Origin of the sequence: Paraburkholderia sp. BL6665CI2N2 (assembly GCF_004366535.1) — a bacterium.
Classification (GTDB): domain Bacteria; phylum Pseudomonadota; class Gammaproteobacteria; order Burkholderiales; family Burkholderiaceae; genus Paraburkholderia.
Genome location: NZ_SORC01000001.1, coordinates 5438682 through 5454772, shown reverse-complemented (window position 1 = coordinate 5454772; position 16091 = coordinate 5438682). Strand labels below are relative to the sequence as shown.

Annotated in this window: 14 protein-coding genes; 5 read left to right on the top strand and 9 right to left on the bottom strand. The window is 57.6% G+C overall.

Annotated features, from left to right (window positions below; translation table 11 throughout):
- Positions 1-265: 265 nt before the first annotated feature.
- Positions 266-1666 (top strand): hypothetical protein, encoded by a 1401-nt coding sequence (locus tag B0G81_RS44785; RefSeq protein WP_243856576.1) that lies wholly within the window; start codon positions 266-268, stop codon positions 1664-1666.
- Positions 1667-2142: 476 nt separating this feature from the next.
- Here B0G81_RS44785 and B0G81_RS24525 read toward each other — a convergent pair whose 3' ends face one another.
- From B0G81_RS24525 to B0G81_RS24495, 7 genes are all read right to left on the bottom strand, one after another.
- The gene (locus tag B0G81_RS24525; protein WP_134138574.1) at positions 2143-2481 is read right to left on the bottom strand and encodes a hypothetical protein; all 339 of its coding nucleotides are present in this window, start codon (positions 2479-2481) and stop codon (positions 2143-2145) included.
- An 840-nt stretch (positions 2482-3321) separates the two neighbouring features.
- On the bottom strand, positions 3322-3606 hold the full coding sequence (locus B0G81_RS24520; RefSeq protein ID WP_134138573.1) for a PAAR domain-containing protein: 285 nt from the start codon (positions 3604-3606) through the stop codon (positions 3322-3324).
- A 214-nt stretch (positions 3607-3820) separates the two neighbouring features.
- Positions 3821-4339, bottom strand: a complete 519-nt coding sequence (locus B0G81_RS24515; protein WP_134138572.1) for a hypothetical protein — start codon at positions 4337-4339, stop codon at positions 3821-3823.
- A gap of 189 nt (positions 4340-4528) precedes the next feature.
- Complete coding sequence (locus tag B0G81_RS24510) at positions 4529-5497, bottom strand: DUF6708 domain-containing protein (protein ID WP_134138571.1); 969 nt, start codon at positions 5495-5497, stop codon at positions 4529-4531.
- A gap of 10 nt (positions 5498-5507) precedes the next feature.
- A complete protein-coding gene (locus tag B0G81_RS24505; RefSeq protein WP_134138570.1) occupies positions 5508-8069 on the bottom strand; it encodes a T6SS effector BTH_I2691 family protein in 2562 nt (853 codons plus the stop codon).
- A 36-nt stretch (positions 8070-8105) separates the two neighbouring features.
- A complete protein-coding gene (locus B0G81_RS24500) occupies positions 8106-8909 on the bottom strand; it encodes a DUF4123 domain-containing protein (protein ID WP_134138569.1) in 804 nt (267 codons plus the stop codon).
- 8 nt (positions 8910-8917) lie between these two features.
- Positions 8918-11461, bottom strand: coding sequence for a type VI secretion system Vgr family protein (locus B0G81_RS24495; protein WP_134138568.1), 2544 nt, complete (start codon positions 11459-11461; stop codon positions 8918-8920).
- A gap of 76 nt (positions 11462-11537) precedes the next feature.
- Between B0G81_RS24495 and B0G81_RS24490 the strand changes: the two genes are divergently transcribed.
- The gene (locus B0G81_RS24490; protein WP_134138567.1) at positions 11538-12305 is read left to right on the top strand and encodes a hypothetical protein; all 768 of its coding nucleotides are present in this window, start codon (positions 11538-11540) and stop codon (positions 12303-12305) included.
- A gap of 96 nt (positions 12306-12401) precedes the next feature.
- Positions 12402-12665 carry a hypothetical protein gene (locus tag B0G81_RS24485; protein ID WP_134143197.1) on the top strand — a complete coding sequence of 88 codons (264 nt, stop codon included), beginning with the start codon at positions 12402-12404 and terminating at the stop codon, positions 12663-12665.
- A gap of 626 nt (positions 12666-13291) precedes the next feature.
- Here B0G81_RS24485 and imuA read toward each other — a convergent pair.
- The gene (gene imuA, locus B0G81_RS24480) at positions 13292-13885 is read right to left on the bottom strand and encodes a translesion DNA synthesis-associated protein ImuA (RefSeq protein ID WP_134138566.1); all 594 of its coding nucleotides are present in this window, start codon (positions 13883-13885) and stop codon (positions 13292-13294) included.
- A gap of 146 nt (positions 13886-14031) precedes the next feature.
- On the opposite strand from imuA, the gene B0G81_RS24475 reads away from it, so the two are divergent.
- The gene (locus B0G81_RS24475) at positions 14032-14241 is read left to right on the top strand and encodes a hypothetical protein (protein WP_134138565.1); all 210 of its coding nucleotides are present in this window, start codon (positions 14032-14034) and stop codon (positions 14239-14241) included.
- Between the two features lie 72 nt (positions 14242-14313).
- Positions 14314-14532 (top strand): hypothetical protein, encoded by a 219-nt coding sequence (locus B0G81_RS24470; protein ID WP_134138564.1) that lies wholly within the window; start codon positions 14314-14316, stop codon positions 14530-14532.
- 551 nt (positions 14533-15083) lie between these two features.
- Here the strand turns inward: B0G81_RS24470 and lhpH are convergent.
- A complete protein-coding gene (lhpH, locus tag B0G81_RS24465; protein WP_134138563.1) occupies positions 15084-16091 on the bottom strand; it encodes a trans-3-hydroxy-L-proline dehydratase in 1008 nt (335 codons plus the stop codon).

Here is a 16091-nt window from a genome sequence, read left to right as displayed (position 1 = left end):
GTCTGGCGAGTGGATGCCAGTTACACCCGGACGGTGGGAATGGAATAGCCGGACCGGTGAGACGAGACTGTACGGAGAGGAGTGCACAGTTTGCGGCGGCAGTGCGTTCAAGCTCAACTCCGATTCGCCTCGTATCGGTCAATGGCACTTCTACTGTGCCAACCCCACGTGCGGACATAAAGGGTCGAATGAATGGCGTCAGAACGATGAGTTTACTACTGACATCTTTAGGGACCGGGCTGGCGCGCGAGTGAGCGAGCGTCGAATGGAGCCCATCTCGTATCGAGCCTCATCGGCCTATTACCCTCAGGCGGAGCAGTTTGTGCTGTTCCCGGAGTCGGAGCATCAGCTTGTCACGATGCTGGAGCCGCAGCGACAGGAAGAGCTGGCCATGTTCATTGGCACTCAGTTTCGATTTGGCGGCGGGGAACTCACTCCGGACGAGATGAAGCAGTCGTTGTTGGCCGTGGGTAAGACCAGCGAGTGGGAGTCTTACGAGAATGTCTCAAAGATGAGGGAACTGGCGCAGGGCATGAATGACGCTAAGGTTCTGGCGATGATGGATGGTGAACTTGGGAAGCTGGTAACTCGATGGACCACCAGCGACCCGCCGCTGGTCCGGCCGCACGTTGAACTGCCTACGGCCGTTACCGCACAGCTCGCTATCCGTAGCGAGTACACGAGTCGATTCGACCCGTTCGTTTTGGCAGTCGAGCACGAGGCATTGGACCGTGGGAAGCTCTCGTCGTCATCTGCTAGCGGCCGAGCGCCATTCGTGCGCTTCAACCACCTGGACAATGACTTGGCGCCGAAGGATGCGGTGGCGAAAGCTTCGCAGGAAAAGGAAACGCAGCGCCTGATGAACAAACTTGGGCTTGTCGAGTTTGGCTTGATTCGGGAATTTGACCTTTGTCGCTTCACACATGGATACACGCGGGTTTCTGCCACTCCTACTCTCGAAAAGCGCGGGCAAGATATGCCCGTGCGACTGCGATTGTTCGACCCTTTGCGTAGCGGCAAACGTCCAATCTACGTTGTCACGCAGGCTAACGAGGCCCTATACATGCAGCTCGACCCGGTCGCGGTGTACTCGTGGCTTCAGGCCGTCGGGGTGCAAGACCTTCCAGCTTGGAATCCGAATGATTCGGTCCAACTTGGCGGGCGGCTGCTCGAAGTGGCCCAGCCGTTCGGCCGCTACTTCGCTCTTCTTAAAGAAGGAGAAGCTTCAACGTATCGCTATGTGTATACGCTTTTGCACACTTACGCGCATGCGCTCATGAAGAACGTTGCTGAGCTTTCAGGACTGGACCTTGGTTCAATGGGTGAATACATCTTCCCACTTGACTTGGCATTCGTCGTCTACCGGAACGGCACTACGATGGACCTTGGCAATCTGTCATCACTCTGGCGTAACGAAAACAACCGATTCCTGTCACGAATGCTTGAAAGTTCATCGCATCGCTGTAATTCGGGAAGGCTCTGTGACACGGCGGGAGGGGCTTGTCCGGACTGCATTATGGTTCCTGAGACTTCCTGTATTGCTCAGAATCAGTTGCTGTCGCGTGCTGTTCTCAAGGGCGGGCCACCCCCTAGAGAGGACGCAACGCACAGCGGTAAGCGGATACCCGGATTCCTAGAAGTGGTGAACGAGCGAAATGTGGACTGAGTTGACCATTGCGCTTGTCGCGCTCGTGCCGCTTTGCGACGTTGCGGTCCCGCTGTGAGAGGTGGCAGCCGCATGCGGGCTGGGTACTGCTCTTGAACTACGAAGCATCTGTACGCGTGTTGGATTATCGTCGTACTCATTGTTCAGGATGGCGTGGTCGCATATGACGCGCCCAGCCGGCTGTTGCGTGGTTGCACATTGAATATCGCTCGCCCATGCTCCAGTTGAAGCCAAAGCTGTCAGTGACAGCAGCAATGCAAAGTAATGCTTCAGTTGCAGCAGTCCTCCCGTGAAGTCGATTGGCGGAGTGGTGGCAAGAAATCCCCTCCCGGCGGGCGCGACCAACGGGTCGCGGTTCTTGTGACCATACGAACCCGACGAAGTTGCCGTCACGGCAACTCAACATCCCCACACGATGTCGCATCGTCTACGATTCACCAACGCGGCCGTTTTTGGTTCCTAGCGATGGCATGCGGCTAATCCGCGGAAAAGACCACTGCTGCAATGTCGCCGACTTGCGTGAAGCTGCGGACAAAACGATAGGCCTGACCATCGACATGCATCTGATTCGCGCCCGACGAAGTCGATTCAAGCATGGCGTTTGCGAGCGAAGTTGCAATCGTGGCAATCTGCTTCAGGTCTTCACGCGGACCTGCTGGGTCGCCTAGATACACGATACAAACACCGTCAGTGGGCCGCATCATCACGATGCTCGCCGCGCTATCGAGAGCCCGCTCTAAATATTCGGCGAGCGTTCGCAGCGGTTCCGGTATCTGCTCGGAATGGCCATCCGCTAAACCATTGTCATTCGCCACCTTGACCTCCTTCGCCCGATAGGCCGTGTGACCCCGCTAAGAATCTTCCACTCGACATCATGACATGGCGGACGTGTCAGTGCCCGGGAGCCCAGCAATGCCCCTTACTCGGCTTTTGCCGACATGAGCCTCAAACGGACCTGTACCTCTGCGGTCGGTGATGCTGACGCTATAGCTCTCCCATACAGCCCGCTTTGACGACCTTCCTTTGACAAGAGGTAGGACAGATAGTGATAGGTGCCGCCCTGTCCTTCAATATCTCTGTCCTCAAGACCCTTCACCAAGAGCCCAGGTCGTTGCGTTCCGAGGACAATGCATCTATTGATGCAGCCGCATCGGCTCTCCTCGCCCAAACGGAGCATGAATTGTCAGGCTGCGAAATCACCACAAATTCACCAACGGAACTCGAAGCAGACCATACTTCGCCGGGTTTCCCACGAAGCACTTTCTGCGAGAACGAAACGTCGGTATGGCGTAGATGGTAACGGTCTACCAGCTCGCGGCGCTTTGCGGTATCTCCGGCGGATGGGATGCATAGGTCCATGAACAAACGGGTAGCTGCATTCGATTGACCTCCTGCTGCAGCTGCGAGGCATTGAGCATCTTGCGTATCATCCGGGTCTCCTTCCGGTTGCTCAAGCCAGTCTAGCGCAAGTGAGGCGTTCCGCGACCTGGCGCTGAAACGCAAAGAGCCTGAGAGAGAGCCAGCGCCTTGGTTCGTCGGGGCGCGTCAGTAAGTCAGTACGCGACAATCACGACGACGCTGCCGCCGATGTTCGCGTGGCCCATTGTTGACCAGCGCCGTAGGGCGGACGCTGAACCTCAGTGAGCTTGCGCCAATCAGGCGGTTAGCGAGCCCATGGCCTGCGATGCAACCAGCTTCGGAAGAGGTTCACACTTGCACTGACATAAATCGTTCTCGAGCGCGACCTGCTTGCCCATAACGCTCATCGTGTGAGGCGAGCCATCGCTGACGATGATGCCCTCGGTGTTGCACGTGTGGCACAACACCGGCGCCCCAAGATAAGCCAACGGTCGGCCGTCGAACGACGAACCGACGATGCCGTCGAGGACCACACCGTTGTGGGTAGTCTTGTCGTCTTTCAGGATGAATCTGCGGCTCATGGTAAGACACTCTCCTTTCACTCCATACATTCCGACGAATGACGTAGCGCGTTTCTGCGCCGGGACGCTTGCGGTCAAGACCCTCGCGGTTCCCATCAAACGCGGCTTCGGGCTTAACATCGACGCTGACGGCGGACATCACATGACCTCAACGTCGCTTTGGTGAAATCGCGATGCTGCGACCATGAGTTGGCTTTTTGACGTCGCACCGGACCTAGCTCCCACTCTGCCCCGATTTGCGAAGCGCCTTCGCGTTCTCGATATCCTGCTTTTCCAGCGCTCGCAGTCCCGTCACGACGGCGTTGTCCTGGCCAAGATGGCTCTCAAGCACACCGATGGACATCACGTGCGTGGCGCAGTCGTGCAGCCTCGCCTTGAGCGTGCTTTCATCCAACGTGTCTTTGCCGTCATCGGTCCTCGCGTCCGACCATACATCGCCTGACGACCAGGAACCACTTGTCCCATCCTGTTGGATGCGGGCGTGAATAGCGTACTGCCCCGGCTTGAGTCCGATACGCGCGGTCCAGGGGTGGTCAGCGTCCGGGAACTTGATGGCACACTCCTGCACGGCCGCGTCACTGCTTTCGAGTTGGACCCACTGGGCGTCATGTGGGGCCTCCGTCTTCGCGAGCGCGGCGGCTGCGCGAGCGAGTGGGCTGTCTGATGCGCTGTGGCAGGCTGTGAGGAAAATCAGCGTTGTCGCACAGAAGAGAAGGCCGCATTTCTTTTGCATCGGATATATGGTGACAAGTTGAATGTTGACGTGTTTGCCCGCGTGCGAATTAGTGCCCGGTAGGGAGTGACGTTACGACACGGGTTTAACGTGCTGACCTTGGCCGCGACGCAGGCTCTGGCAGTTCACTCAAGCGAATCCGGGCGAGACAGTAGTAGCGCGTTCAGACAGCAAAGGAATCCCGCAACCTCAGGCTTGAGCCATTGCGGGCGACGCTGAGTTGCCGCAGGCGGCTTCTACCTCGGTCGGCCATACCGGCTCCCGGCTCGTCAGTTGCGCAATGTAGTGCAGTATCGACAGCAGGAATATCGGCCCCGAAAGCAGGATGGTGAGAACGCGCATGGCACCGCCGGCACTGCCGACAGCTCCGATGCCGTAGAACCAGACGCTCATTGAGGCGCGCAGCGACGGGCCTCGCGGCAGATACCGCTCGACCTTCGGTAGCGCGCCCGGGCCCTGTTCCATGTACCGCCGGATGAACTCGAAGTTGGCCTGAACCTGATAGAGGACCTGTTTGCCAATTGGAGTGGACTCGTCTGCGCCATTGACCGTACGGGCACCGAAGCTGAACGTGTTCACGATTTTCTTTCCTGCATCGTCGAGCACAAAGCAGCGCATCAGGGTTGGTGCTCCCCCGGCCAGCCCGTTGGAAGGCAACCGATGCGGATAGAAAAACGCCTTGTCCCAAGGTACAGCGATTACCCCACCCGGCCCGTTGTGCCGGAAGGCATACACCATGCGCGTCTGGCGGTTGAAGCGCACGGCCTTGTGCCTGTAGCTGAAGCAGTCGCGGAGCAGTATCACGACGGTGAGCGCGCAGCACAACACCGTAATCGCGACGAAAATCCACATGGTGGCACTGAACATCCCCTGTTCACCGTTCCTGACCATTGCCGGCGTATCGACAATCGCACTCTGAGCGGCTTCCACAGTAAGGAAAGCAAATGCCGGGAAACAAAGCAGGAAGGCAAGAAGGCCCCAGCCAATCTGCGAGTAAGAAGCGTTGCAGACTTCGAGATAAACATCGTTCATCCCGAACACGGTGTAAGCATCGGCAGCTTCATCGGCGACGGGCTTGTGAACATTAATGCGCCGTGCGACCTCTTCCTCGGTTAGTGGACGGTTGATTCGAATCTTTGTCAGGTAATCGTATGCCATGGTGACTCGCTTATGATGTCAGCGCTTCGAACTGCTTGCGTTCGTCGAGTTCTGAGAACTTTTCCGTCGCTGTACCGAAGATGCACTTACTGAGCCATTCCTCGATTTCCCGGTGCTTCTTCCATGCTATTAAAAGACCGATGACAACAAGCACAACCATAAGCGCAAAAATCAGGACGGTCGCGCCGGCAATCATGGCAAGGCAAAGCAGGACGTTTGTAACGGCAGATGCAAAATACAAGGAGGCTAGGCCAGCATGTCCAGACTCTCGCTCGGTCTTGAATTGCTGGAAGTCATACCACGCCCCGACCAGTCCAGCTACCGCACCTACGACACGGAAGGCGATTTCCATAACGGTGCCCCATTTCAGCAACAGCTGCGAGTAACGTCCCCCTAGTTTGCCAAACGCCTTCATGCCATTACCAACCGTCTGGAAGCTCGCCGCACACGTTGAGACGATAGCAGCAACGAACTTGTCATGATTCTCCTTGCGGTTCAATGCACTGGACTTTGCCAACTCCTTGCTAGCCAACATCCAGTTCACCGCATTGAAGATAACCCCGATGACGCCATATCCAACTTCACCCTGTGTCGCAGCCCGAAACTTTGGAAGAAAGCTCGCATTGATGTTCTCTTCCGTCAATACCGCGCGCACTCCCGGTGCAAAAATTGCCGTCCCCCTGCCACTGAGGGAAGTAGCGCCCGATGACGCCTGGAGAGCTTCATCGGCGTTGAAGACAATGAACTGCGGGACCTTGATTGGACCATCCTTGGGAGACGAGCTCTGGAAAGTCTTACGCAGGTTCGCGTTCAACGAACCCAGGCTTGGACGTTTGTTCGCGGGCATCTGTTCGTACATCTGGCGCGCCATATAGGAAATCCACTGGTTGACGGTTCCTTCGACGGGCTTGTAGATGACGGTGGTGTGCGAACGCAGACCCATGCACGCCGTGAGAACCCTGACACTCGCTGTATCGCCAGTCTTGGCGATAAAGCCGGCAATCGGGCCACCCAGCTCGTGCAGCATTCCAGCCACTGCCTTGTCGGCCCGCACAATCAGGCCCTGACCTTTTTTCTCGAGAATCTCGTTGGCGGCGTTGTTCAGCTCAATGAGCTTCGCGGCCGGCTCCCGCACTTCAAGCAGAGGGAATCCTGCCGCTTCCTTCAATTTTTCAGCCGTCGGGTCGTGGTTCAGAATCATCGAACGCAGAAGCGGATTGTGGCGGTCCTTCAAGTCGCCCTTGGCCCATTCGAGGACCAGGTCATAGACCACCCTGCGGTCAGCCGACCCATATATACATGCGTAGAAGAGTTCGGCGTATTCGACGCCCTTTGCTACGTCGAGTTCATGGAAGTCCCATGCAAACACCGTCCTCAGCTGCGTGCCCTTTAGCCAGGCGACATAGTCGTCTGCGAGCGGGTTGAGCACCGTGTCTTCTATCTGTTGCATCTGCTTCTTCATGTCATTGCGGAACTGCGTCACCGCATTCTGACTGTAGGATTCGGTGTACGGCTTCCAGGCAGCTGCCTTCACCGAATCCATCTCCCGTTCCTTCTGCTCGTCGATGGACTTGACCTCCTTTTCGTAGGCCTTCCCCCCATCAAACAGGGAGTAAAGGGCGTACGTTTCAGCCGACTGTCCCTTGAGCTGCTCTGCGGCTGTGTTCTCGTCCTCCTCTGCACTTTCTTCGATGGAGGACTTCATTCCGTCAATCGCGCTCGCCGTCCACATTTTTCTCTGATACGGCTTCATGGCCGCACCCATCGCTACAAACTGCTCGGCGTTGAGCTCCTGCGTGATGCCAGCTGGGTCCCAAAGTGCGAAGAAGACGCCATTGCCCTTGTCGTGTGCGTCCGTAAATTGCTTGAGCCCGCTCGCTTCGCTTGCGCGGTCCTTGAAGGCAAACGGCGAGCAAGATGCTGCGACGTCCACGCCGCCCTTGTACTCAAGCACATAGTCGGTAACGTGCGCAATGGTCTGGGCATGCTTCTGCGAATGGTTGCCGCTTGCCCATCCCGCTGCATCGAAGAGCTGCATCCGGTGGTCCCTGCAACCATTTTCGTTGACTTCATAACGCTTGCGCACAGGGGCCGTCCAGCGTACGTCGCTGAAAGCCAGATAGACCTTGCCTGCCTTCTGCGGATGGTCGATGCTGATGCACTGCGCGAGTTCCTTGTGTCCAGTCTGCTGGCAGTTGAATCCTTTCTCCTGCGTTTCGGGCAAGTCGACGTCGAGCGGGTAGTTGAAGACATAGCCTTCGGACGTCACGCCATAGATTTGCCACTTGCTTTGGGACGGGTAATAGACGTGGATGAACCCTTTACGCACCGAGCGCAAGAAGTAGGTCGCCTTCTTGGGACCTACGCCTGTGACGCCGTCACCAAACGGTCCCTTCGGCAACGCAAGCGCCGTGGCCGCGCCGAGATTGTGAGCATTGGTCGCGGCAGCTGCCGCATACCGTACCGGCAGAATCAGAAGACCCGTCTTTTCACACATGTTGCAGGACTTCTGGCACGCTGCATTGGCTTTGGCGTTTGCCGATGCGGCCTGGACCTTCGGAATGGTACCCATAGTTACTCTCTCTGCCTTGCGTTATGTGTTGTTGCGTTACGCGTACAGCGCCGCTTCCTGCGCAATCTGCGCCCAGTTTTCATCGGTCCACAAAGCGGTGATTTCCGAGTACGACGACGTCTGACCAGATTGAAGCGCCGCGGCGACTGTCGGATGTCGGTCGAGATTCGGTGAGACCAGCAATCCCTGGACAGCAAAGACCACCAGGTCCTCGCCCGCGAGGCGATATCGGGCTCCCTTCGTGAACAGGGCGTCGAGTTGGCGAGGGGTCCGCTCATCAACGGACTCCCCAGCGTCGCGGATGGACTTTAGCGCCTGTTCGATGAGATGCAGGCGGCGCAGCGTTGCCCACTGGTCAGCCGATGGCGACAGGCGTTCAGTTGGAGGCACTGCCGGGCGCTCCACCGTCAGCCACCCACCGCCTGAGAAATAGCGCCAGCGCTGCACCGGTTCGAACATGAGCGACAGCTGCTCCGGTCGAAGAACCCATCCGAGGTTGCGAGCCACCCGAGGGTCGTAAAATCGGAATACCGAGTAGCCCTCAGGTTCGCGCGGCAGCGCAATCGTGTCACTGATGTGCCGCATCAATGTCTCGGAGCTGGCGTTAGTCTCAATCAGCGCACAGACGCGCGGTGCGAGACCCTCCTGCAGGTCCCGAGCTGCAATGGCCTCGATAGCTGGAAGTTGCGGTTCAGGGTGCTCCACCGCGTAAAGCATCGGCATCACCCCTTTGAGTTCCGGCATCGCAGCCGGAACAATCTCGCCGATTTCGTACATCCTGGGCGCCGTGCCAAGGTCGACGCGGCCGTTGTCGGGCTCGACAATCAGGTACTGGTCCAAGAGTGCTCCTAGTCGACAATGGCCGCACCGGCCTGCGAGGCAGAAGCGAATTTCTGCGCACACGCCTCAGTCACGGGCAGTTGTGCTGCGGCGTTCTCACTCGCCGGGCCCTGGAACGAATGCTGGGTGCCTTTGATTTCGACCAGGCCGGGCGCATGTACATAGATGTTGCCCCCAGCCAGGCGAATCGTTGCACCACCCGCCATCAGTTTGATTTCCTTGTCTGCCATCACATTGACGGCATCAGAAGTCGACACAACCTTGACAGTCCTGTCGGCCGTAATCTCGACGTTATCGGATTGGGCCTGCAGCTCGACCTTTCCTTTGCCTGCGAAGAGCTTCATGCCCGAGTTCTGCACGAAGAGACTGAGTTTTTCGCCCACGCTTGCGATGAGTGACTTGGACGCCGCAATGTGCGTGCTGGCGCCACTCACGATGTTGACGTGCTCCGTCGCCGCGGCCTGAATGGATTTCTGCGTCGAAAGGCCGATACCGGAGGGGCTGGCGAGCAGCATCACGGGCTGAGCGAATCCGTTCGCCTCGCCAGTTCCGCCACCGGCCGTGTTGCCGCCACCCGAGTTTGCCTGCCGCGCGCTCTGCGTCGCGGCTGCGAAGTCGTTAATAGTGTCCTGAGCGTCCTGCAAGCCTTCGGCCTGACTGCCTGTTGCGACTTCGGAGCGCCGCTCAACGACCCCACCCGAGTCGACGAGGTGCTGATGTGCCTCCTTGACATCGAGCGGCTGAGTTGACGTGCCGACCCGCGCGTACGTCGACAGATACATACCCTGCGAAGCGCGCACAGCACCGTACGAATCGGTCTTCAGGTCAAAGCCAGTCCCAAGATAGCTGCCGCGCGTATTGCCTTGATGGTCAATGAGGTAGCCGAGATGCAAGTAGCTCTGTGACGTGCTGCTGAAAAGTTGCGCCCGGTTCTGGCCCGTCGAATCGTCCATGACAAGCTGGTTGTAGCCTGTGCCCTGGAATTCCTTGGACTTGTAACCCGACAGCAAGCCGTTGGAGTGCCATTGCGGTGTCTGCTGTCCGTTGAACAGGCTTCCGCTGACGACCGGGCGGTCACAATCGCCGTCCAGGTAGACGATTCCCACTTCATGTCCCACACGTGGGACAAATACACCGCCGAGCGTTCCGCCGGCATTTGGTGACATAACGCGCAGCCAGCATGAAGCCTTTTCATCGCCGCCGTTCTGCCGGTCCCAGTGCATCAGCACCTTGACTCGATTAAGGCTGTCCGTGAAAACTTCCTCCTGATTCGGACCGACCACCGTCGCGGTCTGGGTATGCATCAGGGGCTTACGGTGTTCGAAGGGGCTGCGAAACGGAACGGTGCGTCGCTGCGTTTCCAGTTCGACGAGGAAGAAACCTTCGCCGCCCAACGCGTCCTTTACATTGAAGACGTCGGACGAACCCGCGTGATATGAGCGAGCTTCAGCAAGTTGTGACTGGAGGCTGTGGCGGAACTGTGTTCCCGTCGAAACGGGCAGGTTGTTCTCGATGTACCAGCTGACGGCCAGAATCGCAAACTGACGATTTTCCGCACTGTCGGATGCGAGAGCGGTAGCGCCCTCAAGCTGGAACCAACGTCCCACATCGGCTCGCCGTACGCTGCCCGTCGCAAAGAAACGCTTCGCGCGGGACTCCCATTCTTCCATCCGTGTTTTTGACAAAGTGTCGCCACGAGCACTGTCGCCGTAGGTATATGCGCCTGTGTACTCGTAGACCTCGGCCTGGTCGGGCAGGTCGCCTTGCTTGTCGACTGTCGGCGTGGACAGCTCTTTCTTAAAAGTTGGATTCTTATAATCGAATGTGCGCGTGGTGTAGCTCACGCTCTGCAACGTTCGCGCTCCGCCCCACTGGACTATCGCATCCGTTTCACTCCCAGCGCCTGCACGATAAAACGACACGTCTTGCGGCGTCAGGGGTTTAACGGTGTACAGGTCGTCCGTGATGACCAACGTGTGCGCTTTGCCGTCTTCCGCCTGTTCAAAATAGCCGAAGAGTCCTTCGGCCTCCATAATCCGGTGCACGAAGTTCCAATCGTCTTCATATTGAACGCAGAACGACCGCGGAGGTAGCTGGTTACGGAGGTCAAAGCGATAGGCGCCGCTTGACTGGGGATGCTCGTCAAATACCGCCGAGATAATGTCCTCTGCGGTCTTGTCCTGGAATATCCGCGCATCGCTGCGAAATTTCAGGAAGTGCAACCAGGACGAAAAGCTAATCTGGTAAAGCTGAACGCTACCGTCCGAGCCCAGGAATCTCGCGGTGTGCACGTAGCCGTGATGCGGCAGATACGACGAGTCCGTCTGTTGAGTCCAGAGTGTCACCGGTTTCGCGATGAGGGATTTGAGCTCGATGGAATCCTTCAGGGAGGCGACATCAACTGTGAAATCGTAGTTGCGCCCGAGACGCGAAGTGCCGACCACGCGGACTGGCACCAGCGCATTTCCGCCCAACGCAGTATCCAGTTTCAACAAGCGTCGCGATTGGTCCATCCCCGCGCCCAGCACTGATGCCAGGTCATTTACCGTCATTTTCCGACTCCACTGCAAGTTGCCACGCGGAATAATATGATGAAAATCTTTTCCGGACAATTTTTGTGAATAACGGGTGCAATTGCCTTACAGTTTCGGAATTGTTTTCAAGTTATGGGTGCGGAAGGTATTTTTTGCCGTTTTGGAGTTTACTGTCCGTCGCGAGCCGAGTGTGACGTTGAACGCCACACGATGTTCGCGTAATCGGCGCCTTCATATTGTTAAATATTGCAATCCACGGCAGCGATTTTCGTTCTGGATTCATACTGCGTCCGTTTTTGGTGCGTCATTGACGACAGGACTCCACAAGTTTGAAAACGGGAAGAGTGTGCATGGATTTCAGGGGCCAGCACCAGAATCAATCGATTTACGGTTTTTATGCGAAATGAATAGAAAGAGAAACGGGGGACGTTATGTATCCAGCAAGACATCCGCAAAGGCCACGCTCCTACCACCGAAGTTAGAGTCTGTCCGTTCGCTTTCGCTACGCAGTCACATTGCGCTCGCGGCATTGCGAGCAGGTAGTGGAAACGGGCACCTGCTGAGCGACCTCATACGTGTGCTGTACCTGGCCTGGTATCTTCGGGAAGCAGGCTTCGGAGCGGCTGACCGACTATTGTTTCCCGAAGCTGCCGAGGCGCTCGAGCGCAGCGCGGCGCGGGCGACAGCAGACAATGTCTGGCAGGTCAGTCCGGATGACGCGGCAATTCTGGAACGGCTGCTGGCGCTTCATGACCAGCAGCTAGCAAGTACTCCTGTCGGCGCCATGCTCGAGGCACAAAAGCGGCTATCGCGATTCGCAAAGAGCGACCGGAAAACGCCATGGCAGGACGCGGGCCCGTGACCATGGATGCCGCTCGTGACGCTCACGCGCGCATTTTCCGCCTTGGCCTCGACCGCCGGTAAAATCAGCGCATTGAGAATCACGGGGAGAATCATCATGCCTGCAAGAGGCGCTTCCGGCGCGATGACGCTGATAACCGAATACGACGGGGCGGACAGCCCGGTGCGCGTGTTGCGACTGGAATTGTCGGCGGATGGGAAAGCCGTGCTGCTGATAGACGTTGACGAACGCAAGCCGGGCATACACCGCGAAGTGCGCTACGAGATAACGCCATCGGAACTCATTGCCGCGATTCGCGCACATGGTGCGGTGTTGCCAGACAATCCTCACAACGACCGTCTCATCCCCGACGCGGTGTGAGTGCCCGCCCCAATCGGCAATGAGCACGTCCTGGCAAAACCGGCGCACGACCTTGGCGTCGACCGTCGTGCCACCCTTCTGTCGTCCTGCGCACAGATTGGTCTTCAACGACTTCATCACACTCCTCATTGCTTACGTCGTCGTATGGTCATAACGAGCGAACCACGACAAGCTAGATGAGTTCCGCAACTTGCACGATGATGAGTGCCGCGGATACGAGCAGAAGTTGCGCACACAGTGTTTCGAGAATACCCGACCGTCGCGGCCGCGTGATACTGCATATCCGTTCACCCACCGATGCAGTTTGTCGGCAAACGGCAGAGCCCTTTGTTCTCAAATTACTGCCTGGGGTGATTGCCGACAGTAGCCAATGCACAGCACTCCCGATATCCCAACCTGGCTGGCGCCTAACGGCGGCGGTCGGACCGCCGTTGGCTTGTATGGGAGTTGCAGTAAAAGGCGAGCTCTTTGGCCCGGCACGTAGTCATCGCCAATTCTCTTTGTGCTGCCGCTCATGTGCCCTGCCGATATTGGTTGCAACGGGACGCCGTGGTCGTCAACGGCCGACTCCGGGATTGCTGTGCCGAAGGCTGCCGCCCAAGGGCTAATCCCAATAAAGAAATCCATCAAATGGCCGTTGAAACAGCGAACGTATTTTGCTCCGCACGAACCGAATGGCCCCATGGCAGTAAATCTTTCCGTTTCAGAGTCGATTCTCGCGACTCCGCCCGAACGGGGCGCCGCCGTATCACCATCCATCCGCGCGAGCCTGACTGGGCAGCGAGGTGCAAACGTCGAAGCGATGAAGCCTGCGCGTACTGCGTCCAGAAAATCAGCGCGCCGCAGCTGCCGGCACGAAGAATCTGCTCCGCCGACCACAGCGCATTCGCGGTTTTTGGCGTCTTCACTCGAAGCACCTGGTCCAAAGACAACCCGATATAGCTGAGCCCCAGTCCGTCGGGCGTATGCGGCGGCCGCACGAATGCAACTGGCCGATTTCCTGCAGCGCTGAGCGCGGGGCGCAACAATCGCAATTCACCCACCCCCGCTTGCTGGACCATCAGGTCGATGAGCGCACCGACCGGCCCGCCCCCGCCGGGAAGCTCGGCAGACAGCGCGGGATAGCCGGTCTCAACGACTCGTCCACGGCCACGCGCGAGCTGAGACGCACGCCACAGGGACGGATGTATCTCTTCAGTCGTGACAGTTGCGCTAGACATGTGGCATCAAAAAACCTGTATATTTATACAGTATCGTACACGCAAATTCGTAGGCGTGAACTGTCACTTTTATTTGGGGGACGGGCTGCGCGGCAAACATCGCTCGGCTTCATGTCCTGCTTCCGTTGAGCAGAGGAGGTCCTATCATGAGAGCGGACGAATGGGTTCGGGAAGCCGAACGGGAATCAAAGCTTGTGGACGCCCTGTTCAAAGCGCGTCATCTGATTTCGATGCATAACGGCATGACCGTACGATGCGACGGTGAGGAATGGCCGCTTGATTTCGGCCAAGAGCTGAAGGTGATTGACGCTACGTTGAAGATGGCAGGAATCGACACTGCACGGCTCAAGCAGTAGATACTTGTCGAGCCGCTCGAATTTCGGCAATCATTGATGAGAAGCGGATGGAGGACCGACAAGGGTCGACAGATGCAGACTGACAAATACCGTGGATATACCCTGTGGGGCCATGCCATCCTTCAGCAGGACGACATCTTGCGACCGGAGCGCTTCGCCGGCAGCGGCACAATCATGCGCGACTCGAAGGTTGTAGCAGCGTCTGGAGTGCTCGGCGCATTCGATACTGATGAAGAGGCAGAATCAGCAGGTCTTGCGTGGTGTCGCGCGTGGGTCGATAGCCATGGCTGACCGCCAAGGCGCCACGGCATAATTCCAAGCTTGACGAATCGCCGGTCGTGGTCGAACCACGCCCAGTCGTTCGCGCGTAAAGTGCCGAGTCCGAGCAGGCCCAAGTCAGTACAGCCAGACCCCTAGCTTTCCCGTCGAGCCTCGGCGGAGCTCCGAGAAACCGTAACGCTTCGACTGTTTTTTGCGGCGTCTTCTTTTGGTCTGAAAATCGAACACCGGTAGCCGAAAGTACCACGGTGGCGACGCCGAAAACGCCCCAACGGTTTAAGACCACTGCCTTGATAACGTCAGGAAAGCAGCCAAAACTCACGACTATCCCCTTAACCACCGGTGTTCCCGATGGCGCAAGTGCAATCGCCGAGCCCACTTGCACAGCGCGCCAAATCTTTAAAGCTTGCGTAAACGACCAGTATCCCAGCACCGAATCAGCGCAACAAAGCACCACCAGGAAAGCTTCATCGGGACGTAGGTGCGCCAAGTGTGATGTTCGGCTGAACGGCAGCGGATTGCTCATCGTCAGGCGCCCACCGGATGCCTCTACTGCATTTGGCCTATCGAACGAGGAATCCGTACGTCAGCGGGTCACGCTCGTCCACAATCCAATTCGCAAACCCGCATATGAAGGCATTGCCCTCGACTTCGGGAATGACGGCTTTGAAATCGCCTACGGTTGTCTCACTGAGGATTCGCCCTTTGAACACAGTCCCAATAATGGACTCGTTCACAAGGGTCTCGTCCTTTTTCAGCTTTCCGCGTAGATAAAGCTGCGCAACGCGGCCGCCCGTTCCAGAACCGGTCGGTGAACGGTCCACTTCGCGGTCGGCGAATACGCAGCAGTTGGCTTGTGTGGAACTGTCGCTCCGCGGTGCATTAGCGATAATTGTCCCGTAGATATGGTTGATTTCAGGGATATCAGGGTGCACGACCGGGAACGCCTTGTTCGCAGCCTCCTTTACCTCTGCTCCAAAACGAATGAGTTCTTCCACCGAAGATTCACGAACTTCAAGCCCGTGTGGTTGACCATCGGTGTAAAAGTAGAATGCACCGCCGAACGCAATATCGCCAGTCACCAAACCAAACGACGGCGTCTCGACCGTCACGTCCTGTTTCCAGATAAAGGACGGCACATTCACGAAACGAACATTGCCCGCATGCTCGCCGTCCCATTGCACGAATGCTTCGATAAACCCGCACGGCGCGTCGATACCTACGCGCGTTTCAGGTACTTGACGCTGCACCCAGCCAAGCTCGACCGCCGCCGTTGACAGCGCGATGACCCCGTGTCCACAGTGGTCGCTGTAGCCTTCGTTGTGCAGGAAGATGATACCGAAATCAGCGTTCGGGCTAACCGGCTCCGTCAGGTAACCGCCGTACATGTCTGCATGACCGCGAGGCTCGAACATCAGGGCCTTGCGGATTTCGTCGGCGTTCTCCTTCAGCCACGCCCGTCGCTTGACGATAGTGTCGCCGGGCAGGCGGGGAAGGCCGCTGGTGACAATGCGGAACGCTTCACCGCCGGTGTGAACTTCAATAGTCGAGATGGTGCGCGTGATTTTCAT

What these genes read in the sequence shown, in the direction of transcription:
- B0G81_RS24495 (WP_134138568.1), bottom strand. Translation starts at nt 11,461, where the DNA reads ATGACGGTAAATGACCTGGCATCAGTGCTGGGCGCGGGGATGGACCAA.
- B0G81_RS24510 (WP_134138571.1), bottom strand. Translation starts at nt 5,497, where the DNA reads ATGGCATACGATTACCTGACAAAGATTCGAATCAACCGTCCACTAACC.
- imuA (WP_134138566.1), bottom strand. Translation starts at nt 13,885, where the DNA reads ATGTCTAGCGCAACTGTCACGACTGAAGAGATACATCCGTCCCTGTGG.
- B0G81_RS24485 (WP_134143197.1), top strand. Translation starts at nt 12,402, where the DNA reads ATGCCTGCAAGAGGCGCTTCCGGCGCGATGACGCTGATAACCGAATAC.
- B0G81_RS24515 (WP_134138572.1), bottom strand. Translation starts at nt 4,339, where the DNA reads ATGCAAAAGAAATGCGGCCTTCTCTTCTGTGCGACAACGCTGATTTTC.
- lhpH (WP_134138563.1), bottom strand. Translation starts at nt 16,091, where the DNA reads ATGAAAATCACGCGCACCATCTCGACTATTGAAGTTCACACCGGCGGT.
- B0G81_RS44785 (WP_243856576.1), top strand. Translation starts at nt 266, where the DNA reads ATGGAGCCCATCTCGTATCGAGCCTCATCGGCCTATTACCCTCAGGCG.
- B0G81_RS24475 (WP_134138565.1), top strand. Translation starts at nt 14,032, where the DNA reads ATGAGAGCGGACGAATGGGTTCGGGAAGCCGAACGGGAATCAAAGCTT.
- B0G81_RS24470 (WP_134138564.1), top strand. Translation starts at nt 14,314, where the DNA reads ATGCAGACTGACAAATACCGTGGATATACCCTGTGGGGCCATGCCATC.
- B0G81_RS24520 (WP_134138573.1), bottom strand. Translation starts at nt 3,606, where the DNA reads ATGAGCCGCAGATTCATCCTGAAAGACGACAAGACTACCCACAACGGT.
- B0G81_RS24505 (WP_134138570.1), bottom strand. Translation starts at nt 8,069, where the DNA reads ATGGGTACCATTCCGAAGGTCCAGGCCGCATCGGCAAACGCCAAAGCC.